19 protein-coding genes and 1 pseudogene are annotated in these 21,489 nt (G+C 68.0%); 7 read left to right on the plus strand and 13 right to left on the minus strand.

The window, feature by feature from the left end:
• Both ABD134_RS06900 and ABD134_RS06905 read right to left on the minus strand, forming a co-directional pair.
• Positions 1 to 1,161, minus strand: a complete 1,161-nt coding sequence (locus ABD134_RS06900) for an alpha-ketoacid dehydrogenase subunit beta (protein ID WP_378108269.1) — start codon at positions 1,159 to 1,161, stop codon at positions 1 to 3.
• A complete protein-coding gene (locus ABD134_RS06905; protein WP_344228056.1) occupies positions 1,158 to 2,318 on the minus strand; it encodes a thiamine pyrophosphate-dependent dehydrogenase E1 component subunit alpha in 1,161 nt (386 codons plus the stop codon). The genes ABD134_RS06900 and ABD134_RS06905 overlap by 4 nt, the downstream gene beginning before the upstream one ends.
• A gap of 189 nt (positions 2,319 to 2,507) precedes the next feature.
• On the opposite strand from ABD134_RS06905, the gene ABD134_RS06910 reads away from it, so the two are divergent.
• Positions 2,508 to 2,957, plus strand: coding sequence for an Lrp/AsnC family transcriptional regulator (locus ABD134_RS06910; RefSeq protein WP_344228058.1), 450 nt, complete (start codon positions 2,508 to 2,510; stop codon positions 2,955 to 2,957).
• 68 nt (positions 2,958 to 3,025) lie between these two features.
• Here the strand turns inward: ABD134_RS06910 and ABD134_RS06915 are convergent, their stop codons facing one another.
• The 6 genes from ABD134_RS06915 to paaA are packed head-to-tail and all read right to left on the minus strand — an operon-like array spanning position 3,026 to position 7,831.
• Positions 3,026 to 3,829, minus strand: coding sequence for an enoyl-CoA hydratase/isomerase family protein (locus ABD134_RS06915; RefSeq protein WP_344228060.1), 804 nt, complete (start codon positions 3,827 to 3,829; stop codon positions 3,026 to 3,028).
• Positions 3,830 to 3,839: 10 nt separating this feature from the next.
• Positions 3,840 to 5,015: a 1,2-phenylacetyl-CoA epoxidase subunit PaaE gene (gene paaE, locus ABD134_RS06920; protein WP_344228062.1), complete on the minus strand. Its 1,176-nt coding sequence runs from the start codon at positions 5,013 to 5,015 to the stop codon at positions 3,840 to 3,842.
• Positions 5,012 to 5,542 carry a 1,2-phenylacetyl-CoA epoxidase subunit PaaD gene (gene paaD, locus ABD134_RS06925; protein ID WP_344228063.1) on the minus strand — a complete coding sequence of 177 codons (531 nt, stop codon included), beginning with the start codon at positions 5,540 to 5,542 and terminating at the stop codon, positions 5,012 to 5,014. The genes paaE and paaD overlap by 4 nt, the downstream gene beginning before the upstream one ends.
• A 17-nt stretch (positions 5,543 to 5,559) precedes the next feature.
• Positions 5,560 to 6,411, minus strand: coding sequence for a 1,2-phenylacetyl-CoA epoxidase subunit PaaC (gene paaC / locus ABD134_RS06930; protein WP_344230770.1), 852 nt, complete (start codon positions 6,409 to 6,411; stop codon positions 5,560 to 5,562).
• A 44-nt stretch (positions 6,412 to 6,455) separates the two neighbouring features.
• On the minus strand, positions 6,456 to 6,818 hold the full coding sequence (gene paaB, locus ABD134_RS06935) for a 1,2-phenylacetyl-CoA epoxidase subunit PaaB (protein WP_344228065.1): 363 nt from the start codon (positions 6,816 to 6,818) through the stop codon (positions 6,456 to 6,458).
• A gap of 2 nt (positions 6,819 to 6,820) precedes the next feature.
• Positions 6,821 to 7,831 carry a 1,2-phenylacetyl-CoA epoxidase subunit PaaA gene (gene paaA / locus ABD134_RS06940; RefSeq protein WP_344228067.1) on the minus strand — a complete coding sequence of 337 codons (1,011 nt, stop codon included), beginning with the start codon at positions 7,829 to 7,831 and terminating at the stop codon, positions 6,821 to 6,823.
• A 229-nt stretch (positions 7,832 to 8,060) separates the two neighbouring features.
• Here paaA and paaI point away from each other — a divergent pair, with 229 nt between their 5' ends.
• The 3 genes and pseudogenes from paaI to ABD134_RS06955 all read left to right on the plus strand — a co-directional run bounded on the left by paaI (position 8,061) and on the right by ABD134_RS06955 (position 10,570).
• Positions 8,061 to 8,516, plus strand: coding sequence for a hydroxyphenylacetyl-CoA thioesterase PaaI (gene paaI / locus ABD134_RS06945; RefSeq protein ID WP_344228069.1), 456 nt, complete (start codon positions 8,061 to 8,063; stop codon positions 8,514 to 8,516).
• A gap of 46 nt (positions 8,517 to 8,562) precedes the next feature.
• Positions 8,563 to 9,906 (plus strand): annotated as a pseudogene (locus ABD134_RS06950) (AMP-binding protein); the annotation flags it as partial.
• Between the two features lie 49 nt (positions 9,907 to 9,955).
• On the plus strand, positions 9,956 to 10,570 hold the full coding sequence (locus ABD134_RS06955) for a TetR/AcrR family transcriptional regulator (protein WP_344228073.1): 615 nt from the start codon (positions 9,956 to 9,958) through the stop codon (positions 10,568 to 10,570).
• A gap of 13 nt (positions 10,571 to 10,583) precedes the next feature.
• Here ABD134_RS06955 and paaZ read toward each other — a convergent pair whose 3' ends face one another.
• Positions 10,584 to 12,713 (minus strand): phenylacetic acid degradation bifunctional protein PaaZ, encoded by a 2,130-nt coding sequence (paaZ, locus tag ABD134_RS06960; protein ID WP_344228075.1) that lies wholly within the window; start codon positions 12,711 to 12,713, stop codon positions 10,584 to 10,586.
• Positions 12,714 to 13,279: 566 nt separating this feature from the next.
• Here paaZ and ABD134_RS06965 point away from each other — a divergent pair.
• Together ABD134_RS06965 and ABD134_RS06970 are read left to right on the plus strand one after the other, a co-directional pair.
• Positions 13,280 to 14,497, plus strand: a complete 1,218-nt coding sequence (locus ABD134_RS06965) for a M24 family metallopeptidase (protein ID WP_378108321.1) — start codon at positions 13,280 to 13,282, stop codon at positions 14,495 to 14,497.
• A gap of 4 nt (positions 14,498 to 14,501) precedes the next feature.
• Positions 14,502 to 15,722, plus strand: coding sequence for a M20 family metallopeptidase (locus ABD134_RS06970; protein WP_344228076.1), 1,221 nt, complete (start codon positions 14,502 to 14,504; stop codon positions 15,720 to 15,722).
• A gap of 116 nt (positions 15,723 to 15,838) precedes the next feature.
• On the opposite strand, the gene ABD134_RS06975 is transcribed toward ABD134_RS06970, so the two are convergent.
• From ABD134_RS06975 to ABD134_RS06985, 3 genes are read right to left on the minus strand one after another with little or no spacing between them, the layout of a single operon-like run.
• Positions 15,839 to 16,705 carry a 3-hydroxyacyl-CoA dehydrogenase family protein gene (locus tag ABD134_RS06975; RefSeq protein WP_344228078.1) on the minus strand — a complete coding sequence of 289 codons (867 nt, stop codon included), beginning with the start codon at positions 16,703 to 16,705 and terminating at the stop codon, positions 15,839 to 15,841.
• Complete coding sequence (locus ABD134_RS06980) at positions 16,702 to 17,556, minus strand: enoyl-CoA hydratase/isomerase family protein (RefSeq protein WP_344228080.1); 855 nt, start codon at positions 17,554 to 17,556, stop codon at positions 16,702 to 16,704. Before ABD134_RS06980 ends, ABD134_RS06975 begins: the two co-directional genes overlap by 4 nt.
• Positions 17,556 to 18,776 (minus strand): acetyl-CoA C-acyltransferase, encoded by a 1,221-nt coding sequence (locus ABD134_RS06985; protein ID WP_344228082.1) that lies wholly within the window; start codon positions 18,774 to 18,776, stop codon positions 17,556 to 17,558. Before ABD134_RS06985 ends, ABD134_RS06980 begins: the two co-directional genes overlap by 1 nt.
• Positions 18,777 to 19,006: 230 nt before the next feature.
• Here ABD134_RS06985 and ABD134_RS06990 point away from each other — a divergent pair, with 230 nt between their 5' ends.
• Entirely contained in the window at positions 19,007 to 20,464 is a 1,458-nt protein-coding gene (locus tag ABD134_RS06990; RefSeq protein WP_344228084.1) for an MFS transporter, read from the plus strand.
• Between the two features lie 62 nt (positions 20,465 to 20,526).
• On the opposite strand, the gene thpD is transcribed toward ABD134_RS06990, so the two are convergent.
• Positions 20,527 to 21,435, minus strand: a complete 909-nt coding sequence (gene thpD / locus ABD134_RS06995; protein WP_344228085.1) for an ectoine hydroxylase — start codon at positions 21,433 to 21,435, stop codon at positions 20,527 to 20,529.
• Positions 21,436 to 21,489 lie beyond the last annotated feature (54 nt).

Genomic DNA, 21,489 nt, shown 5'->3' on the forward strand with positions numbered 1-21,489 from the left:
TCAGTCCTCCCACTGCAGCTCGTCCACGGCGTCCAGGATGCGGTCCACCGAGGGCAGGAAATGGTGCTCCAGCTTCGGCGCCGGATAGGGGATGTCGAAGCCGGTGACCCGTAGTACAGGCGCGGCCAGGGAATGGAAGCAGCGCTGCTGCACGCGGGCGGCGATCTCCGCGGCCACAGAGGCGAAGCCGGTCTCCTCGGTGATGACCACGGCCCGGCCGGTCTTGGCCACAGAGGCGGCCACGGTGGCGTCGTCGAAGGGGACGATCGTGCGTACGTCCACCACCTCGAGTGAGCGCCCCTCCTCCTGGGCGGCGGCTGCCGCGGCCATCGCGGTGGGCAGGGACGGCCCATAGGCGATCAGGGTCGCATCGGTCCCGGTCCGCGCGACGGCGGCCCCGCCGGATTCCAGCGCGGCCCGCGGTCCGTCGCCGGCCTCATACTGCTTCTTCAAGGCGTCCAGGTCGACCCGGTCCTTGGCGAAGTACAGCTTCTTGGGCTCCATGAAGACCACCGGATCGTCCGAGTCGATGGCCGCCCGCAACAGCAGGTACGCGTCCGTCACGGTGGACGGGGTGACGACCTTGAGGCCCGGGGTGTGCGCGTAATAGCCTTCCGAGGAATCGCAGTGGTGCTCCACGCCGCCGATGCCCCCGGCATACGGGATGCGGATGACGATGGGCATGGCCACGGCTCCCCGGGTGCGGTTGCGCATCTTCGCCACGTGCGAGGCGATCTGCTCGAAGGCCGGATAGGCGAAGGCGTCGAACTGCATCTCGATCACCGGCCGCATGCCGTTGATCGCCATGCCCACCGACATGCCCGCGATCCCGGACTCCGCCAGCGGGGTGTCGAAGCACCGCTCCGTCCCGAAGCGGGCAGCCAGCCCGTCCGTGATGCGGAAGACACCGCCGAGGGTGCCCACGTCCTCGCCGAACACCACGACGCCGGCATCGGCAGCGAGCGCATCGGCCAGGGCCGCATTGAGGGCCTTGGCCATCGTCACCGGCCCCGGAGGGACCGGGGTCACGGGGGACTCGGGGCGCGGGCCGGGGACGCCCGCTCCGCCGGCCCGGGTGGTGGACTCACGGGCCGCGTCCACGGCGGTTTCCACGGTATCGATTGAACCGGAGTCAGAGCCGGTGGTCTGGCGGGTGGTCATGATGCCTCCTCGCGGGCGAGTTCCTCGGACAGCTGGGCGGACTGCTCGGTCAGTTGCGGGGTGGGGACGGTGAAGACGTGCGCGAAGAGATCCTGGGGGTCCGGGGTCACGTCCTGGTTGAGACCGTCCCGCAGCTCCGCGGCGACCTCCTCGGCCTCCTGCTCGAAGCGCGCTTGGAGCTCGTCGGCCAGCAGGCCGCGATCGGTCAGGTAGGCACGCATCCGCTTCACCGGGTCCTTGGCCAGCCATTCCTGCACCTCGGCGTCCTCGCGGTACCGCGTGGCGTCGTCGGCGTTGGTGTGGGCCTGGATCCGGTAGGTCTGCGCCTCGACCAGCAGCGGGCCCGCACCGCCGCGCACGAGCCGTACTCCGCGCTCCAGGACGGCGAGGAGCGCGACGAGGTCATTGCCGTCCACGCGCTCCCCCGCCATCCCGTATCCAACAGCTTTGTGAGCCAGCGACGGCGCCACCGTCTGGCGGGCCAGTGGCACGGAGATGGCGTACTGGTTGTTCTGGACGAAGAAGATCACCGGCAGGTGGAAGACGGCCGCGAAGTTCAGCGCCTCATGGAAGTCGCCCTCACTGGTGGCCCCGTCCCCGCACAGGGCCACCACGACGGTGTCCTCGCCGCGCAGTCTCGCGGCATGCGCGGCCCCGACAGCATGCAGCAACTGGGTGGTCAACGGGGTGGACTGGATGCCGACCTTGTGCTCTCCCGGATCGTAGCCCCCGTGCCAGTCGCCGCGGAAGACCGTCATGGCCTCTACGGGCGGGACCCCGCGGGAGATCACGGCCACGGTGTCCCGGTAGGTGGGGAACAGCCAGTCGCCCTCCTCCAGGCACGCCGCGACGGCGACCTGGCAGGCCTCCTGGCCGTGGCTGGAGGGGTAGACCGCCATCCGGCCCTGACGCACCAACGCGGAGTTCTGGTCATTGATGCGACGGCCCACCACGAGGCGGCGGTACGCCTCCAGCAGGTCCTCGTCAGCCGGGACAGGGTAGTCGTGTCCCGGTTCCGGGCTCGGTCCGGTGCCCCGGAGCCTGCCCTCCGGGTCCACCATCTGGATCAGGTCACGGGCGGGCAGCATGTAGTCCTCCGGCGTGATGCCGAAACTGCGGGCTGCATCGGTGATGCCGGTGCGGGTGTCCTCGCTCATCGTTCCTCCTGGGCCGTTGAGTACCGGGCCGTGTTCCACGTCACTGCGGTAGTCACTTTGTACTCACCAGTGTGGATCCAGCCGAGAGTTCGTCGCCGCCATAGGCGGGGACTGTAGACGAATGGAGAGAATTGCCTATTCTGGTGGATGTTCTGCAACAGCACGCCGTTTCTATGAGGGAGGGATTCCATGGGCCCCACGCCCGCATCGATCGACCCAGTGGATGAGCAGATCCTGGCCGAGCTCACGAGGGACGGCCGGCAGTCGGTGACCGCCCTGGCCCAAAGGGTCCACATCTCTCGCGCACATGCCTACGCCAGGATTAACCGACTGCAGCAGGACGGCGTCATCACGCGTTACAGCGCGGTGGTGGATCCGGTCCGTGCAGGCCTGCGATCTTCGGCCTACGTCACGCTGAAGCTGCGCCAGCACGGCTGGCGGGAGGTCAGGGAGACCCTCGCGAAGATCCCCGAGGTCTACCACGTCAGCCTCGTGGGCGGGAACTTCGACGTCCTGCTGCTGGTCCGGGCGCGCGACAACCTGGACTTGCGCCGAGTGGTCTTCGATCACATCCAGCCGCTGCCTGCGGTCCTGGACACGCAGACCTTCGTGATCTTCGAGGACGCGGACACCCGGTAGAGCGCCGCCTCAGAACCCTGTCCCCTGGGTCACAGCACGACTCAAAGCGGTGGTGGCCTAGGGGGGGGTCAGCGGGGCGCGGGTGTGCTGGCGACTCCCTGGAAAACGGGCCGGCGCTTCTCCTGGAACGCGGCGAATCCCTCGGCGTAGTCGGCCATGCCGCACAGGTCGGCCTGGGCCTGGTTCTCCTGGGCCACCGATTCCCACAGGCCGAGACGCTGATCGCGTACCTGGGCCACCAACTCCTTGGAGGCCAGGAACGCCGCGGTCGCCCCGGAAGCAACCTTCGCGACGATGCCGCGCGTGTCCTCCAGCAGACTCTCGGCGGGCAGGGCCCGGGAGAACAGTCCGGAGGCTACGGCCTCGGTACCGCTAATCAGCTCCGCGGTGTAGATGAGGTCCAGCGTCCGATGGGCGCCTAGCCGCTCGGTGAACAGCCAGTGGCCGCCGGAGTCCAGCGTGGCCCCCAGGTTGGCGAACGGCGAGCCGATCTTGGCGTTCTCGGCCACGTAGACCACGTCGGTGGCGATCGCCAGCCCGAGCCCGACGCCGAGGCAGGCGCCCTGCACCGCAGCGAAGGTCGGTGCCGGGAAGGCGCTCATCTTCTGCAACAGCGGGGTCACCCTTCCTCCGAGGTAGCCCAGGACGTCGTCGTCGGCCGGGGTGACCCCGGAGATGTCCCGTCCCGCGCAGAAACCGCGGCCCTCGCCGCGCAGCAGCAGGGCGCGCACCTCACCGCGCGAGGCGGCGGCAGCGGCGTCGTCGTAGGCCTTCTCGAGGTCCGCGAGCGCCTCGGCGTTGAGGGCATTCATCTTCTCCGGGGCGTTGAGGACGACCTCGGCGATCCCATCGGCCAGGTTCAGTTCGATCATGCGGTTCCTCCTAGGCGTCGTAGTTGACGACGAGCGTGTCCGAGGTGGGGTGGGACTGGCAGGTCAGCACATAGCCCTTCTCCACCTCGTCCGGTTCGAGCGCGTAGTTCTCATCCATCTCCACGGTGCCCTCGACCACCTTGGCCCGGCACGTGCCGCACACGCCGCCAGCGCAGGCGAAGGGGACGTCCTGCCGGACCCGCAGAGCGGCATTGAGCACCGACTCGCGCTGGCCCTTGGGGGTCTTCACCTCGCCCTGCAGGCCGTCCAGGGTGAACGAGATCTGGATGTTCTCCCCGGCCTCGTCCACCTCCACGGGACGGCCGATGTTGCCCTCCGGGCGGCCCTGCTTCGGGTCCCCCGTGGTGAACAGCTCGTAGCGGACCTTACCCGCGTCCACGTCCAGGGCGGTCAGCTCGTCCCGGACCAGCTGCACCAGTTCGAACGGGCCGCAGAGGAACCATTCATCCACCGTCTCCGGACGCATCACGGTGGACAACAGCGTGGAGAGCTTCTCGTGGTCGATCCGGCCGGACAGCAGCGGTGAGATCCGCTGTTCCCGGGTCAGGATGTGGTGCAGGGCGAAACGGGAGGGGTAGCGGTCTTTGAGGTCGGCCAGCTCCTCAAGGAACATCACGTCCATGGCGGCCCGGTTGGAGTACACCAGGTCGAACCGGACCTGGTCGTTGGAGGCCAGCACGGTCCGGGCGATGGCAATGACCGGGGTGATGCCGGATCCGGCGGCCACCGCGACGAAGGAGTGCTCGGTGTCCGTGTCGATCGTCTCCGGATCGTTCAGCTCGGTCATCCGGTGCTGGGAGATGAACGCGCCGGCGGGGCTCATCACGTCAATGGTGTCCCCCACCACCAGGTGCTCATTGGCCCAGCTGGAGAAGAGCCCGCCGAGGTCCCGCTTGATGGCCACCCGGATCTCTCCGGGCCTCGGCTCGGCGCAGATCGAGTAACTGCGGCGCACCTCGTGCGGTGTGCCGTCCTCGCCCGGCAACTCCTTGCGCAGGGCCACGTACTGGCCGGCCGCGTAGTCGTAGTCGTCCACCAGTTCCTCGGGCACCGCGAACGTGACCTCGACGGCGTCGGCGGTGAGGCGGCGGACGCCGGCCACCTCGAGCGGGTGGAAGGTGGCGCGGCGGCGTGCGGGGACGGTTGCAGTGGCGGTAGCGGTCATGAGAGCACCTTGAAGTAGTCGAAGGGTTCCAGACAGTCCCGGCAGGAGTACAGGGCCTTGCAGGAGGTGGAACCGAAGCGGGCGAGTTCGCGGGTGTTCAGCGAATGGCAGTGCGGGCACTTCACCGCCAGGCCGAGGGTCACAGTGCCCCGGTGGCCGGTCCCGGTGGGCGGGGCGATGCCGTACTCCTCCAGCTTGGCCTTGCCCGCGTCCGTCATCCAGTCGGTGGACCAGGCCGGGGACAGCACCAGGTCCACGCGGACCGTCCCGTAGCCGGCCACGGCGAACTCGTGCTCAAGGTCCTGCCGAATGGCATCCATGGCCGGGCACCCCGAATAGGTCGGGGTGATGGTCACGACGACGGCGCCGTCACCGTCCTGCTGGACGTCCCGCAGGATGCCCAGGTCGGCGATGGTCAGCACGGGGATCTCCGGGTCCGTGACCCGGGCCGCGATGCGGTGGAGCCGGTCACCCTCCGCGGCGCGCTCAGTGGCCGTTTTGGTGGCTTCTGTGGTGGTGGGTGTCATGGTGGTCCTCCTGACGTCTACCAGGTGGCGCCGGGATGTTTGCGGGCGAGCACCTGCATCTCGGCGAGGATGTATCCCAGGTGCTCGGAGTGTTCACCACGGCGGCCCAGGCACAGGGCGGCGGGCACCTCCGGGACGGCCAATTCGGACCGGTCGAGGATATCCCGCAGCCGGTCCTTCCACTCCGCACGCAAGGCGGAGGGGCGCACGGCGATGCCTTCGAGCTCGTCGTGCAACGGTTCGTCTTGGAACAGTTCGTCGGTGTAGGGCCAGAGCTTCCCCAGGGCAGCACGCATCCGACGGGCCGACTCCTCGGTGCCCCGCCCCAGGCGCAGAGTCCACAGCTCGGCGTGCTCCAGGTGGTAGTCGACCTCCTTGAGCGCTTTGGCGGAGATGGCGGAGATGGTCTCGTCCGGCGAGTGCACCAGCCGGGCGTAAAGCTGGTGCTGGTAGAGCGCCATGAACAGACCGCGCACCATCGTCTCGGCGAAATCGCCGTTGGGCTGCTCGACCAGGTGCAGGGAGGTGAATTCCTCCTCCTCGCGAAAGTAGGCCAGGTCGTCCTCCGTCTGGCCCCAGGCCTTTCCGGCATAGCTGAGGAAGGAGCGAGCATGGCCCAGCTGATCGAGGGCGATGTTGCCCAGGGCCACATCCTCCTCCAGTTCGGGCCCACGCGAGATCCAGTGTGAGAGCCGCTGGGCGAGGATCAGCGCATCGTCGCCCAGGTGGAGCGCATACCGGGCGACGGCGTCATCGGAGGGTGCCGCCTGCTGCAGGGCGATGTCCTCCGGACGCAGTGCATTACCGGGCGTGACCCTCGTGGCCGATGCCGCTGCGTCGCCGAAGCTGTCGAGGCTGTGGTCCGGCAGCTGGTCGGCTGTCTGGCTGGTCGCCTGATGGGTGGACGTGCCGCTCACAGGTGCTTCACCCCTTCGCTCTCCTTGTAGTAGGTGGCGTGCCGGTAGTCCTTGCCTTGCGGCGATTCGAACATCATGTCCTTGGCATCCGGATCCGAGGTGGTGATGTCCGTGGAGCGGACCACCCAGAGGGAGACGCCCTCGTTGCGCCGGGTGTAGAGATCGCGCGCGTTGCGGACCGCCATCTCCGCATCCGGGGCATGGAGCGAACCGGCATGCACATGGGACAGGCCCCGAGACGAGCGCACGAAGACCTCCCAGAGCGGCCAGCCGGCCGACGTCGAGGGCTTCTGCCCCCCGGGGCCGGGCTGGGTGTTCTGGTTGTCCTGATTGTCCTGGCCGATCACAGTGCTGCTCATGGTCATGCCACCTCTGCCGTCTGGTCCTGCCGGTTCTGTTCATCCTGCTGCTTGCGGGCGAAGGCCGCTGCCGCCTCCCGGACCCAGGCCCCGTCCTCGTGTGCCTCCCGCCGGCGGGCCAGCCGCTGGGCGTTGCAGGGCCCACCGCCGGAGACCACACGCTTGAACTCGTCCCAGTCCAGCTCCTTGTGCAGCCACTGGCCCGATTCCTCGTCGTAGCGCAGGTCCGGATCCGGCAGGCTCAGGCCGAGGACCTTGACCTGCTCGACGATCATGCCGACGAACCGCTGACGCAGGTCGTCGTTGGAGAATCGCTTGATGTTCCACGCCATGGACTGCTGGGAGTTCGGCGAGTCCTGGTCCGAGGGGCCGAACATCATCAGTGCCGGTTCGTAGAACCGGTTGATGGCGTCCTGGGCCATCTTGCGCTGAGAATCGGTCCCTCGGGACAGTTCCAGCAAAATCTCGAATCCCTGGCGCTGATGGAACGACTCCTCCTTGCAGACGCGCACCATGGCCCGGCCGTAGGGGCCGTACGAGGCACGGCACAGCGGCACCTGGTTGGCGATGGCAGCGCCGTCGACGAGCCAGCCGATGGCGCCCATGTCCGCCCACGTGCGAGCGGGATAGTTGAAGATCGAGGAGTATTTGGCACGTCCGGTCAGCAGCTGATCGTTCAGGGTGTCCCGGTCGGTTCCAAGGGTCTCGGTGGCGGAGTACAGGTAGAGCCCATGGCCAGCCTCGTCCTGCACCTTGGCCATGAGGATGGCCTTGCGCTTGAGGCTGGGAGCACGGGTGATCCAGTTGGCCTCCGGTTGCATTCCGATGATCTCGGAATGGGCATGCTGAGACATCTGCCGGGTCAGCGACTTGCGGTAGGCCTCCGGCATCCAGTCCCGGGGCTCAATGCGGGAGTCGGCGGCGATGATCGCGTTGAACCGGCGCTCGCCCTCGATGTCTTCTGGTGTCCGGACGGCAGCCAGGTGCCCGCCGGAGTTCGTCTTGTCGGCCATGGTGACCACCTCGTTCTCGGATTCGCCGTGTGCGGTTCGGCGGATGTCGTCTCACGGTGCCGCAGGGGCACGGCCGGAGCCGCCGTATTTACCGACCGTTCGTTCAGTATATAGGCACCGAGTCGTCGTTCGTCAACACGCGGCCCTTGATGCCCGCGACCCGGAACTTGACCCAGGTCACAGATTGAGATTACCTAATGATCGTTCAGTAGAAAATGATTGGAGCGCCATGACCACCACGGAGAAGGCCTCGACAGCACCGTCACGACTCGGCGACTGGCACGCCATCCTCAGGAACGACCCGGCCAGCGAGTGGATGGGTATCGAGGTGGAGGCGATCGCTGATGGACACGCCGTCATCAGCATGACGCTGCGCCAGGAGATGCTGAACGGCTTCGGCATCGCCCACGGGGGCATGCTGTTCGCCCTGGCCGACTCAGCCTTCGCGCTGGCCTGCAACCCGGCCGAGGGGTCGGACGACACGGTCACCGTGGCCTCCGGCGTGGACATAAACTTCCTCAAGCCCGGCATCCCGGGGCGGCTCCTGACGGCGGTGGCGGACCGGCGCCAACAGAACGGCCGCAGCGGTCTCTACGACATCCAGGTCCGCCAGTCCCTGCCGGAAGGCGGCACCGAGGTCATCGCGGAGTTCCGCGGACGGTCCCGCACCATCCCCAAGCGCTGACCGGGGGCACGCCCGGGCCCCTCCCTCCAGCCTCCCCGTACACCTTCAGCACACATTAAGGCTTCCGACGATGACCGAGACCCTCTCCACGACCGACGCGACCCTCGGACTGGATCCCGAAGAGACGATGAGCCGCGACCAGATCGAGGCGCTGCAGCTGGAGCGCCTCCAGGACACGGTGTCCTACGCCTATGAGCGCGTCCCCCTCTACCGGGAGAAGTACGACGCGGCCGGGGTCCACCCCAGTGACCTGAAGGAACTCTCCGATCTGGCGAAGTTCCCCTTCACGGACAAGGAGGACCTGCGGCGGTCCTACCCCTTCGGCATGTTCGCCGTGCCGCAGGAGCAGGTGGCCCGCATCCATGCGTCCTCCGGCACCACCGGCCGCGCCACCGTGGTCGGCTACACGCAGCAGGACCTGGACGACTGGGCCAAGCTGGGGGCCCGCTGCCTCCGGGTCGCCGGAGTCACCCCGGGGATGAAGGTCCACAACGCCTACGGCTACGGGCTGTTCACCGGCGGCCTGGGCGCGCACGGGGCCGCTGAGCGCCTGGGCACCACCGTTATCCCGATGTCCGGCGGGCAGACGGAGAAGCAGATCACCCTGATCCAGGACTTCCAGCCGGACGCCATCCTGTGCACCCCCACCTACCTGCTGACGATCGGCGATGCCATGCAGCGCGCTGGTCTCGACCCACGGAAGACATCGCTGAAAGTCGGCGTGCTCGGTGCGGAACCGTGGACCGAAGAGATGCGGCACGAGTTGGAGGAGATGTTCGACATCGACGCCTGCGACATCTACGGCCTCTCCGAGGTCATGGGCCCCGGAGTGGCCGGGGAGTCGGGTCAGACGAAGGACGGCTGCCACATCTGGGAGGACCATTTCCGCCCGGAGATCGTGGATGCCTTCGACGACACCACGGTCCTCAGGGACGGCGAGCACGGCGAGATCGTGTTCACAGCCCTGACCAAACAGGCACTGCCCATCATCCGCTACCGCACCCACGACCTGACGCGGCTGCTGCCCGGCACCGCTCGCCCCGGTCACCGTCGGATGGGACGGATCACCGGACGCTCCGACGACATGATCATCCTGCGCGGGGTGAACCTCTTCCCCAGCCAGATTGAGGAGCTTGCCCTCACCGTGCCCGGCCTGTCCCCACATTTCCAGCTGGAGATCACCCGGCCGGGCCGCATGGACGAACTGGCAGTGAAGATCGAGCGCCGCGACGACTGCACCACGGACCGGGCTCTGGCCGCCGCCAGCGAGTTGAAGAAGCTCATCAAGATCCATGTGGGCTCGAGCTGCCGCATCGACGTGGTGGACCCGGAGTCCCTGCCCCGGTCCGTCGGTAAGCTTAAGCGGATCCACGACCTGCGCACGCCTTGAGTCAGCAGGACCGTAGGACCATCCATCCGCGCTGATCAGGAGACCTGACATGACGACCGCTTCCGCCGTGCCGAAGTCCCCCCGGCGGGGCCGGCCCGGCTATGACCAGGACTCGGTGCTGGAGATCGCCGTCCAGGTCTTCAACCGCCATGGCTATGACGCCACCTCCATGGGGATGCTGGCCGTGGAGCTTGGGGTCAGCAAGTCGGCGATCTACCACCATGTGCCCTCCAAGGGGGATCTGTTGCGGTTGGCCCTGGACGAGGCCCTGGTCCCCCTGGAGGCCATCGGCGAGGACGAGCGCGCGCAGAAGGGCGGCACCATCGAACGCCTCGAGTTCATCTTGCGCTCGACCATCCGCGTGCTCATCGAGCGCCAGCCCTACGTCACCCTGCTGCTGCGGCTGCGTGGCAACACCGAGATCGAGCGTGATGCCCTGCAGCGCCGCCGCACGGTGGACCACGCGATCGTGGACCTCGTGGCGGCGGCCCAAGCAGAGGGCAAGGTGCGCAGCGACGTGGAGCCGCGTACCACCACCCGGTTGATGTTCGGCATGATCAACTCCCTGGTGGAGTGGTACCGCCCGGAAGGCCCGGTCCCCCCTGAACAGGTCGAGGAGAACGCGATCGCCATGATCGTGGACGGGCTGCGCGCCCGCGCCTGACCCGGAAGGGGCCTCAGTCGGTCCAGTCCCGGTAGAGGGTGTCCTCCTTCTCGACCAGCGTGAGGACGGTATAGGTCGCCACGATCTCGTCGTCCTGGTTGTGGATCACGGCGTCCCAGGCGACCTCGCCGTACTCGTCCGTCACCCGTGGCGTGATCTTCTGGGCGGTCAGAGTGATGCGGATCGAGTCGCCGGCGGCCACCGGGGTGACGAACCGCAGGTTCTCCAGGCCGTAGTTGGCCAGCACCGGCCCGGGTGCCGGCTCCACGAAGAGCCCGGCACCCCAGGACACCAGCAGGTAGCCGTGCGCCACGGTGCCCGGGAAGAAGGGGTTGGCCGCGGCCGCCTCCGGGTTCGTATGGGCATAGAAGGTGTCCCCCGTGGTGTGGGCGAACGCCGTGATGTCCTCCTGGGTGACCTGGCGCAGATCCGAGGCCAGGGCGTCACCGATCCGCAGTTCAGTGAGCGACTTGCGGAACGGGTGCACCTGGCCGGCCTCGGCCCCGTACGCCGTCGAGCCAGCGATGCGGCGGTCAGCTCCGGTCTGCCACACGCCGGTGACGGCCGTGACCAGGTTGGGTGAGCCCTGGAGCGCGGTGCGCTGCATGTGGTGCATCACGGCGCGGATGCCGCCGAGCTCCTCACCGCCCCCGGCCCGCCCCGGGCCACCGTGGACCAGCTGGGGCATCGGCGAGCCGTGGCCGGTGCTGGACCGGGCGGTCTCCCGGTTGAGCAGGTGCACGCGTCCGTGGTGGCCGGCGATCCCGGTGGTCAGCTCGCGGGCGACCTCCGGATCATTGGTGCACACCGTGGCCACGAGCGAGCCAGAACCGCGGGCGGCCAGGCGGACGGCATCGGCCACGTCGGTGTAGCCCAACAGGGAGGTCACGGGCCCGAAGGCCTCACGGGAGTGCACGGCCTCGGCGTCCCCGTCCGCCCAGGAGAGCAGTACGGGAGACATGAAGGCTCCGTGCTCGACGACGGCCTCCTCACCTGAGGCGGTACGCACCGTGGGGGCGTCCAGGGTGCCATAGGCGAGTTCACCGCCGGCGGCGAGCAACTCCTCGACGGCACCACGCACATCCCGCAACTGATCCAAAGAGGCCAGGGCGCCCATGGTGACGCCCTCGGCCCGAGGATCACCGAGGACCACGCGGGAGTCCAACCGTGCGGAGACGGCCCGGGCCACGGCCTCCCGCTGAGCCTCGGGGACGATGGTGCGCCGGATGGCCGTGCACTTCTGACCGGCCTTGACCGTCATCTCAGTGACGACGGCCTTGACGAAGGCATCGAACTCCGGGGTGCCCTCAACGGCGTCAGGGCCGAGGATGGCAGCGTTGAGCGAGTCGGTCTCGGCGGTGAAGCGGACGCCCCCGGTTACCACGTTCGGGTGGGCCTTGAGCGACTGTGCCGTGGAGGCCGAGCCGGTGAAGGCCATCAGGTCCCGGTAGTCCATGACGTCCAGCAGCCCGCGGGCGGATCCGGAGATCAGCTGCAGCGAGCCGGGCGGCAGGATCCCGGATTCGACCATGATCCGCACCGCGGCCTCGGTGATGTAGCCGGTGGGCGTGGCCGGCTTGACGATGGTCGGCACGCCGGCGATGAAGGCCGGCGCGAACTTCTCCAGCATGCCCCAGACCGGGAAGTTGAAGGCGTTGACCTGCACGGCGGCACCCGGGATGCGCGTGTAGATGTGGGTGCCGATGAACGAGCCGTCCTTGGACAGCGGCTCCACTCCCCCGTCCTGGATGACGTTGCTATTGGGCAGCTCACGCCGCCCCTTGGACGAGTAGGTGAACAGCACGCCGATACCGCCGTCGATGTCCACCATGTTGTCCACCGCGGTGGCCCCCGTGCGGTGGGAGAGGGCGGACAGCTCCTCCCGCCGACTGTTGAGGAACAGCGCGAGTTCCTTGAGCTTCAGCGCCCGCTCATGCAGGGTCAGTGCTCCGAGCTCACGCTGGCCGACGGTGCGAGCGTGTGCCAGCACCTCGCCGAGGTCCAAGCCTTCGGCCCCGAACCGGAGCATGGCCTCACCCGTGTTCGCGTCGCGGACCTCCGCGGTGCGAGAGCCCTCGGCGGGAGTCCACCACTGGTCAAGGACGTAGCTGGGGACGGTGGCGGTGGTGGTGTGCGTGGTCATCCGACAGAGGCCTTTCTGAACGGTCGGTCAGTATTGTTGGAAAGCCTAACAGGATCCGTGGGGCACGGGCAGAACCAGTAGCCACTTCTATCGGCGCCGTCCTGGCGCCGCAGTCAGGTACGGGACATCGTGTTCACCTCGGCCGTATTGTCCCTGCCCGTCAGCCTCGTGGTGGCACTGATCCTCGGCTGAGGCGTGGTTGGTGGCCGGAGACCCAGGTGGCGACCGAGCGAGGGGTGACCGCATCTGGGTAGTCCGAGCGCCCGTCTGGCCGTCAGGACCGACCTAGGTGGCCATCTGAGAAGCCCACCGTTCCCGCCCCCTCGCGGACGGGTGGTAAACGAGTGTCGGTCCGTACCCCACAGACGTCGTTTTCCGTTGACAAACGGCCCGCCGGATCCCAAAAATGAGGCGTGCTCAATACAAGTTCGCACCGCGTTCTCCCCCCGATCTCCGGTGCCACCGTCTCCGCGCAGACCATCGCTGCCCCGGCTGCTTCTGTTCCGACCATCTCGGCCCCGGCTGCATCTGCGACTGCCGTCGCCACCGCCCCACCGGCTTCCGTGATGCTCTTGGCCGCGCCGCTCACGGACCCTGACATCCGCATGCCGATGTTCTCGGCTGCCGAGTATGACCATCGCTTGGCGTCGGTGCGGGAGAAGATGGACCGCCAGGGCCTCAGCGCGCTGATCGTGACGGATCCCGCGAACATCTTCTACCTCACCGGCTACGACGCCTGGTCGTTTTATACCCCGCAGATGCTGTACGTCCCGGCCCGGGGCGAGATGCTGATGTTCCTGCGGGACATGGACGCTCAAGGTGCCTTCCGCACATCCTGGCTGCCGGAGGAGCAGATCCTCGGCTACCCGGAGCAGTACGTGCACCAGCCCCATATCCACCCCTTCGACTGGGTGGCCACCGCCCTGCGCCGGCGAGGGCTGGTCGCGCCGGCGGCCAAGGGCTGTGTCGGCCTGGAAATGGATTCCCACTTCTTCGCCCCCAAGGCCTACCGGGCCCTGGTCAATGCGATTCCCGAGTGGACCCTCGTGGACAGCTTCGAACTAGTCAACTGGGTCAGGGTGGTGAAGTCTGACGCCGAGATCCAGTACATGCGCACCGCCGCGCGCGTCACGACCGCTTCCATGCATGCGGCCATCGAGGCGGTCGAGCCCGGGACCGCCCAGAACCGAGTCGCGTCCAGGATTGCGGCGGCGCAGGCCGAGGGCGATGGAGAAATCTGGGGGGATTTCCCCGCGATCGTCCCTATGCTGCCGACCGGCCGGTCGGCGGACACTCCGCACCTGACCTGGTCGGACCGCGTGCTGCGAGAGGGGGACGCCATGGTGGTGGAACTGGCCGGTGTGCACCGGCGTTACCACGTCCCCCTGGCCCGGACGGTGATGCTCGGCGCCCCTCCGAGCGACCTGCTCCTGCTGGAGGAGGCCGTCGCCGTCGGGCTGCAGGCGGTTCTCGATGTGACCGCCGCCGGTGTCCCCGTGCGGGAGATGTCCCGCGTGTGGAACCTGACCCTGGCCCGGTACGGGCTGGAGAAGCCCAGCCGACTGGGGTACTCCATAGGCATCGGCTACCCACCGGACTGGGGCGAGCGTACTGTCAGCATCCGGCCCGATGAAGAGAGCATGCTGTCCGAGAACATGACTCTGCACTTGATCTGCGGGATGTGGATGACCGGATATGGCTACGAGGTGTCCGAATCAATCCGCGTCACGGGCACGGGGGTGGAGACCTTCACCTCATTCCCCCGGCAGTTGGTGAGGAAGTAACCCCGTGACCATCGAACAGCTGACCTATACACCGACCCCCTTCGAGCAGGACGTCCTTAATCTCGTGGACGAGCAGGCCCTGATCGACCTGACCCGCACCCTGGTGGATGCCGGCGGGGAGAACCCCGGCGGCAACGAGAGCAAGACCGCCCGTGCCCTGCAAGCTGCCGGGCACGCCCGCGGCATGCACGCCTGCGTCGACATGGTCGTGCCGCACCGGCCGAACATGGAGATCGAACTGCCCTCCGGCGGCGTCGTCGGGAACGGCCCCGGGCTGCTGTTCCTGGGCCACTCCGATGTCGTGCCGGCCGGCCCGGGCTGGACGCGTTCACCGTTCGAATCCGTCGTCGAGAACGGCCGCATCTACGGCCGCGGCACCTCCGACATGAAGGGCGGCCTCGCTGCCGTCCTGACTGCAATGGACGCCCTGAAGCGTGCCCAGGTGCCGCTCAGCGGGCCGGTTCGGCTGGCCTGCACGGTCGACGAGGAGGGCCTGGGACTGGGCATCCGGCACCTGACCAAGCGGGGCCTCCGCCGGGAGTTCGCCGGCTGCATCGTCGCCGAGCCCACCGACCTGAAGACGGTCGTGGCCTGCCGGGGCGACGCCTTCCTTGAACTGGAGATCACCGGGGTGCCCGCCCACTCGGGCCGTCCGGCTGACGGGCGCAGCGCCATCGTGGCCGCCAGCCGCCTCATCGCCCTCGTCCAGGACGACCACGACCGCCAGTCCCTCCACCAGGATCCCCTCCTGGGCTCTGCCACCTGGAATGTCGGACGGATCGACGGCGGCCGGGCCACCTCCATGGTCGCACCGGAATGCAAGCTGTGGGTCGACCGCCGGCTGATGCCCGGCGAGAACCCCGACGTGATCCTCGCCGAACTGCTCTCCGCGGCGGATCTGGCCGGCATCACCGGCGACGGGATCACCCTTGAGGGCACGGTCACGATGTCCATGCCGGGATTCCGCACCCCCGTGGAGCACCCCCTCGTGTCAGCGGTCCACAGCGCCGTCCAGGACGCCGGCGGACCGGAAGGCATCGGAGGATGGTCCGCGGCATGTGACGGCGGATTCATCGCCCAGGGCCTCGGAGTACCCACTGTCGTCATGGGCCCCGGGGGCCTCAACGACCAGGCCCACCAGGTCGATGAGTCCGTGGGCGTCGGCGAGCTTGCCCTGGCGGCCAGGGCGTATGTGCTGGCCGCCCTCCGCCTGCTCTCACCCTGAGGGACCCGACGTCCGAACCACTGTGCAGCACGACGCCGCCCTGCAGGATGACGGCAAGGCCTTTCCACGCGGACGGCGCGGCACCACCCGGCACCGCGATTCTTGTCCCACTCGAGTTAGTTCCAGGTGAAGAAGCCCTGACCGGTCTTGCGGCCGAGCTCGCCGGCGGCGATCTTGTCCCGCAGGATCTGGGGCGGGTCGAAGCGCTCACCGAGGGTGGAGGCCAGGTACTCGGCGATTCCCAGCCGCACGTCCAGGCCGACGATGTCCGTGGTCTTGAGCGGCCCGGTGGGGTGCTTGTAGCCCAGGACCATGGCATTGTCGATGTCCTCGGCCGTGGCCACCCCTTCCTCGACCATGCGCATGGCCTCCAGCGCGATCGCGACCCCGAGGCGGGAGGAGGCGAAGCCCGGAGCGTCATTGACCACGACGGCGGTCTTGCCCAGTCCCGCGGTCCACGCCCGGGCCGCTGCCACCCATTCTGGGGCGGTCTGGGCTCCGACCACGACCTCGATCAGGGCCGAGGCCGGGACCGGGTTGAAGAAATGCAACCCCAGGAAGTTCTCCGGGTGCACCAGTTCGGCCGAGAGTCCGGTGACGGACAGGCTCGAGGTGTTCGAGGCCAGCACCACCCCGTCCCCCAGATGCCGCTCGACGTCCTTGAGGGAGGAGACCTTCAGCTCCCAGTCCTCCGGAACCGCCTCGATCACCAGTTCCCGGTCGGCGAAGTCACGTCGCTCCAGGGATACGGTCAGGCGGTCCAGAACCTGCTCCAGCGGTCCCTCCAGCACGCCGCGCTCGATCGAGGCCGCCGCCGACGCGCTCACCCGTTCACGGGCCGCAGCCGCAGCCGCCTCATCACGCTCGACCACGACCACCTCGGCACCCTTGATCAGGAACGCATGGGCGATACCGGCACCCATCCGCCCGCCACCGAGCACCCCGACCCTGGCCGGAACCATTGCGGACTCTGCACTACTCATGACTGCTCCCGGCTGGTGTTGTCCGTGCTGGTTTTGCTGGTCGTGCTGGTCTCGCTGGTCGTGCTGGCTTTGCGGTCGAGGAAGGCCTGCATGCGGTCGAACTTCGCCTCGGACTCGAAGAGCATGCCCTGGGCCAGGGTGTCGATCACCGGATGGGCCTCCCGCGGGGCATGGAACACGGACTTGGTGATCCGCACCGCCAGCGGGTCCTGTGCACCGATCCGGTCCGCCAACGAGTGCGCAGCGTCGAGGAGCTGTTCGGGCTCGACCAGTTCGCTGATCAATCCGGCTGCCAGGCACTCGGCTCCGGTGAGGACTCGGCCGGCCAGCAGGATCTGCTTGGCCAGCGGCTCGCCGACGAGTTCCTTCAGCCGCCAGGTCGCCCCTGCGGCTGCCATGATGCCCAGGTTCGTCTCCGGGTTGCCCATCCGCAGCGCCGCAGTGCCGATGCGGAAGTCCGCAGCATACGCCAACTCCGCGCCGCCACCCAGGGCGTATCCGTCCAGGGCGGCGATCACCGGCATCGGCAACCGAGAGAGCCGATCGAAGATCGTGGAGTTGATCCCGGCCAACGCATCGTCCCGGCGGCGCTGGCGCAACTGGGCGATGTCCGCCCCCGAGGCGAAGACCCCCTTGACGCCGGCATCGGCGTCCGAGGGCGTGCCGGTGAGGACCAGCACCTTCGGCGTCCGCTCCAGGTGGGCACAGACCGAGTGCAGCTCATCGACCATCACCTGGTCGATCGCATTGCGCACCTCGGGCCGGCGCAACCGAACCACCAGTCGGTCCTCGCACTCCTCCACCACCAACGTCGTGAAGCTAGCCGTGTCCAGAGCATCCAGCGAGGCCATCAGACCGCCTCCACCAGCAACGCCGCACCCTGACCGACGCCGACGCACATCGTGGCCAGGCCCCGCGCGCCCGGGGACGCCTCGCGCTCGAGCCGGCCCAGCAGCGTCACCACGATCCGGGACCCGGATGAGCCGAGCGGGTGTCCGAGGGCGATCGCGCCGCCGTCGTTGTTCACCGTTCCGGCGTCCAGGCCCAGCTCGCGCAGGCTCGCCAGGGACTGCGAGGCGAAGGCCTCGTTGAGTTCGACGGCGGCGAGGTCACCGACCGTGGTGCCCGTGCGTTCCAGCACTTTGCGGGAGGAGGGGACCGGGCCCATGCCCATGATCTCGGGAGCGAGCCCGGCCGAGGCGCCCGCCAGCACCCGGGCACGAGGCGTGAGCCCGTACTTCGCCACGGCGGCCTCGGAGGCGACGATGATCGCGGATGCCCCGTCATTCAGGGTGGAGGCGTTGCCGGCGGTGACCACGCTGCCGCCCTTCACCACGGGACGCAGCCCGGCGAGGACGTCGGCCGAGGTGCCCGGCCGGGGCCCCTCATCGGTGTCCACCACCGTCTCGGCACCCTTGCGTCCCACCACGGTGACGGGCACGATCTCGTCGGCGAAGCGTCCGGCCTCGATGGCGGCGAGGGCGCGTTCGTGGGACCGGACGGCGAAGGCGTCGCAGTCCTCGCGCGAGGTGTTGTAGACCCGGGCGACCTCCTCGGCCGTCTCCGGCATGGAGTAGGTGGCCTTGCCGCCGCGGGAGTACTCGTCGGACAGGAAGGCCGGGTTCGTGAAGCGCCAGCCGATGGAGGTGTCCACGACCTCGCCCGGCTTGGCGAACGGCGTGGCCGGCTTCTCCATGACCCAGGGGGCACGGGACATGGACTCGACGCCGCCGGCCACCACGATCTCGGCCGCACCGGCCTGGATCATGTGGGTGGCCATCTGGATGGCACTCATGCCGGAGGCACAGAGGCGGTTGACGGTGATGCCAGGGACGTGATCCGGGTAGCCGCCCAGCAACCAGGCCATCCGGGCGACATTGCGATTCTCCTCGCCCGCGCCATTGGCGTTGCCGTAGATGACCTCATCGACCGAGGCCGGGTCCAGCCCGGCTCGCTCGACGGTGGCGCGGATGGCCAGGGCGGCCAGGTCGTCCGGCCGGACGGAGGAGAGGGCACCTCCGTACCGGCCGACCGGCGTGCGGGCACCTCCGATCAGGAATGCTTCGCTCACTTCGTCTCCGTTCGAGGGGATGCAGGAATTCGCTGGCCGGACGGCAGAGAATTACCGACCAATCGTTCACTATTAGATTCGCACCCTCCGCGCGCTCGGTCAACCAGGCCAATCGTCACGAGATTCATGTGGCGTGACTCACAAGAGTGGATTATCATCGTCCGGTGACCGAACGGTCAGTCACTAATCCGCACCGTCCTCAGCATCCCACCCCTCGTCTGGAGCTCACCATGGCAGATCCACAGACCGCGGCGGCAGCCCGCCCGCGGCGCAGCGCCGAGGAGCGCAAGGTCCTCGCCGGCACCCTCGTCGGCACCACCATCGAGTGGTACGACTTCTTCATCTATGCCCAGGCCGCGGCCTTCGTGCTGGCGCCACTGTTCTTCGCGCCGCTGGCCGAGGAGAACGCGCCGCTGGCCCAGGTGGTCTCCTGGGCCTCCCTGGGCATCAGCTTCCTCTTCCGCCCCCTCGGCGCAATCATCGCCGGCCACCTAGGGGACAAGTACGGACGCAAGATGATCCTGGTGATCACCCTGATCGGCATGGGCGGGGCCACGGCCCTGATCGGCATGCTGCCCACCCACGCCGTGATCGGCGTCTGGGCTCCGATCCTCCTGATCTTCCTGCGCATCATCCAGGGCTTCTCTGCCGGCGGCGAATGGGGTGGAGCCGCCCTGATGTCGGTCGAGCACGCCCCGCGCAATCTGCGCAGCACCTTCGGCTCCTACCCGCAGATCGGGGTCCCGATCGGCATGCTGCTGGCCACCGCCTTCATGACGCTACTGACCAGCTCCATGTCCGAGGAGGCCTTCATGGCCTGGGGCTGGCGCATCCCGTTCCTGTCCTCCGTGGTGCTGATCCTCGTGGGATACCTCATCCGGCGCGCCGTGGACGAGTCCCCGGTGTTCAAGGAGATGCAGCTCCGCAAGAAGGAGTCCGCCGCTCCCCTGGGCGTGCTCCTGAAGAACCACAAGAAGAACGTCATCCTGGCCGCCCTGATCTTCGCCGCCAACAACGCGGCCGGCTACCTGGTCATCGCGTTCTTCGCCTCCTACGGTGCCAACGTACTGGGCATGAGCCGGGAGTCCACGCTCGTGGCCTCCTTCATCGGCGGCCTCGGCTGGTTGGCGTTCACCATGCTGGGCGGCAGACTCGGTGACCGGATCGGCAAGATCCGCACCTTCCAGATCGGCTACGGCATCATCATCCTGTGGGCGATCCCCATGTGGTTCCTGCTGGACACGGCCTCACTGCCCCCGTTCACGCTGGCCATCGTCATTCTCACCATCGGCCTCGGCCCCTCGTACGGCCCGCAGTCCGCACTCTATGCCGAGATGTTCCCCGCCAACGTCCGCTATTCCGGCGTGTCCATCGGCTATGCCTTCGGCTCGATCATTGGCGGCGCCTTCGCCCCGATGATCGCCCAGCTGCTGCTGAACCGCACCGGTGCCAGCTGGACCATCGGCGTCTACATCGCCGCGCTGGCCATCGTCTCCTTCGTGGCCGTGTCCCTGGTGCCCAAATCCGTGGAGGGATCCGACCTGCATGTGGACGAGGCACACCGCGAACACCTGGCCGCACATCCGGAGGATGCGCCCCTGGTCGACGAGGCGACCCACGCAGGCCAGGCCGCCTCAGTCAGAAATCCCGAGAACCCGCAGGCGCTGGGGGCATCGGAGGACCGTTGAGCCACAGCGGCCCGGGTGCCCGCCCCCAGCTGGAGCGGGCACCCGGGCCGTGAGCCCGTGCCCTACCGCAGTCCGGCTGGAGTGAAGTCGGTCGAGCCGGCGAACTCGGGCCGTGGCTTGGCCGCAGCGTACGGTTCCTCGATGGTGTTCTCCACCGAGTTGAACACGATGAACACGTTGGAGCGCGGGAACGGGGTGACGTTGCCGTTGGACGCGTGCATGCAATTGCTGTCGAACATGACAGCGCCACCGGCCGGGCCCTCCATCACGTCGATCCCGTAGCGATCGTAGAAGTCCGTCAGGATCTCCTTGCTCGGGGTCCCAGCGCCCTGCATGACCAGGGACTTGAGGTAGTTGTCCTCTGGGGTCGCCCCGTCGCAGGAGACGTACTCGCGGTGTGAACCCGGCATGATCATCAGGGGCCCGTTGTAGGAGTAGTTGTCCGTCATCGAGATCGAGATGCTGACGGCCCGGGGGGCGGGCATGCCGTCCTCCGCGTGCCACGTCTCGAAGTCGGAGTGCCACATGAATTCCTTGCCCTCGAAGCCGGGCTTGAAGTTCACCCGGGACTGGTGGACGTACACGTCTGAGCCCAGCAGCTGCCGCGCACGGTCCACCACCCGTGGGTCGTTGGCGATCCTCTTGAACACCGGGCTGATGCGGTGCACGTCGAAGACGGAGCGGACCTCCTGGCTGCTGGCCTCGATCACACAGCGCTCGTCCGACCGGACCTGCGGGTCCTGCGAAAGGCGTTCGAGTTCTCGGTGGAACTCCGCCACCTCGTCGTCGCTGACCAGCCGGTCGATCGACAGGTACCCTCGGGCGTCGAACCCGTCCAGGGTCGCCTGGTCCAGCGGGCCGTCTGACGCGGATCCCCACACCACCGCATCCTCGCGGGGCATGACCTTGACCTCACCATTATTCCGGGTGGGGTAGGTGTCGATTCTGTTCTGCGTTGCCGTTGCAGTCATCGGTCTTCTCCTAACCTTCGGTGTTCTGCGCGGTTTCGGTGGTTCTCACCACAC

The sequence above is a fragment of the Citricoccus alkalitolerans genome, from assembly GCF_039528175.1.
In the GTDB taxonomy this organism is placed as follows: domain Bacteria; phylum Actinomycetota; class Actinomycetes; order Actinomycetales; family Micrococcaceae; genus Citricoccus; species Citricoccus alkalitolerans.

Coding starts and splice junctions, on each gene's coding strand:
- ABD134_RS06900 (WP_378108269.1), bottom strand. CDS start 1,161: ATGACCACCCGCCAGACCACCGGCTCTGACTCCGGTTCAATCGATACC.
- ABD134_RS06905 (WP_344228056.1), bottom strand. CDS start 2,318: ATGAGCGAGGACACCCGCACCGGCATCACCGATGCAGCCCGCAGTTTC.
- ABD134_RS06910 (WP_344228058.1), top strand. CDS start 2,508: ATGGGCCCCACGCCCGCATCGATCGACCCAGTGGATGAGCAGATCCTG.
- ABD134_RS06915 (WP_344228060.1), bottom strand. CDS start 3,829: ATGATCGAACTGAACCTGGCCGATGGGATCGCCGAGGTCGTCCTCAAC.
- paaE (WP_344228062.1), bottom strand. CDS start 5,015: ATGACCGCTACCGCCACTGCAACCGTCCCCGCACGCCGCCGCGCCACC.
- paaD (WP_344228063.1), bottom strand. CDS start 5,542: ATGACACCCACCACCACAGAAGCCACCAAAACGGCCACTGAGCGCGCC.
- paaB (WP_344228065.1), bottom strand. CDS start 6,818: ATGAGCAGCACTGTGATCGGCCAGGACAATCAGGACAACCAGAACACC.
- paaA (WP_344228067.1), bottom strand. CDS start 7,831: ATGGCCGACAAGACGAACTCCGGCGGGCACCTGGCTGCCGTCCGGACA.
- paaI (WP_344228069.1), top strand. CDS start 8,061: ATGACCACCACGGAGAAGGCCTCGACAGCACCGTCACGACTCGGCGAC.
- ABD134_RS06955 (WP_344228073.1), top strand. CDS start 9,956: ATGACGACCGCTTCCGCCGTGCCGAAGTCCCCCCGGCGGGGCCGGCCC.
- paaZ (WP_344228075.1), bottom strand. CDS start 12,713: ATGACCACGCACACCACCACCGCCACCGTCCCCAGCTACGTCCTTGAC.
- ABD134_RS06965 (WP_378108321.1), top strand. CDS start 13,280: ATGCTCTTGGCCGCGCCGCTCACGGACCCTGACATCCGCATGCCGATG.
- ABD134_RS06975 (WP_344228078.1), bottom strand. CDS start 16,705: ATGAGTAGTGCAGAGTCCGCAATGGTTCCGGCCAGGGTCGGGGTGCTC.
- ABD134_RS06980 (WP_344228080.1), bottom strand. CDS start 17,556: ATGGCCTCGCTGGATGCTCTGGACACGGCTAGCTTCACGACGTTGGTG.
- ABD134_RS06990 (WP_344228084.1), top strand. CDS start 19,007: ATGGCAGATCCACAGACCGCGGCGGCAGCCCGCCCGCGGCGCAGCGCC.
- thpD (WP_344228085.1), bottom strand. CDS start 21,435: ATGACTGCAACGGCAACGCAGAACAGAATCGACACCTACCCCACCCGG.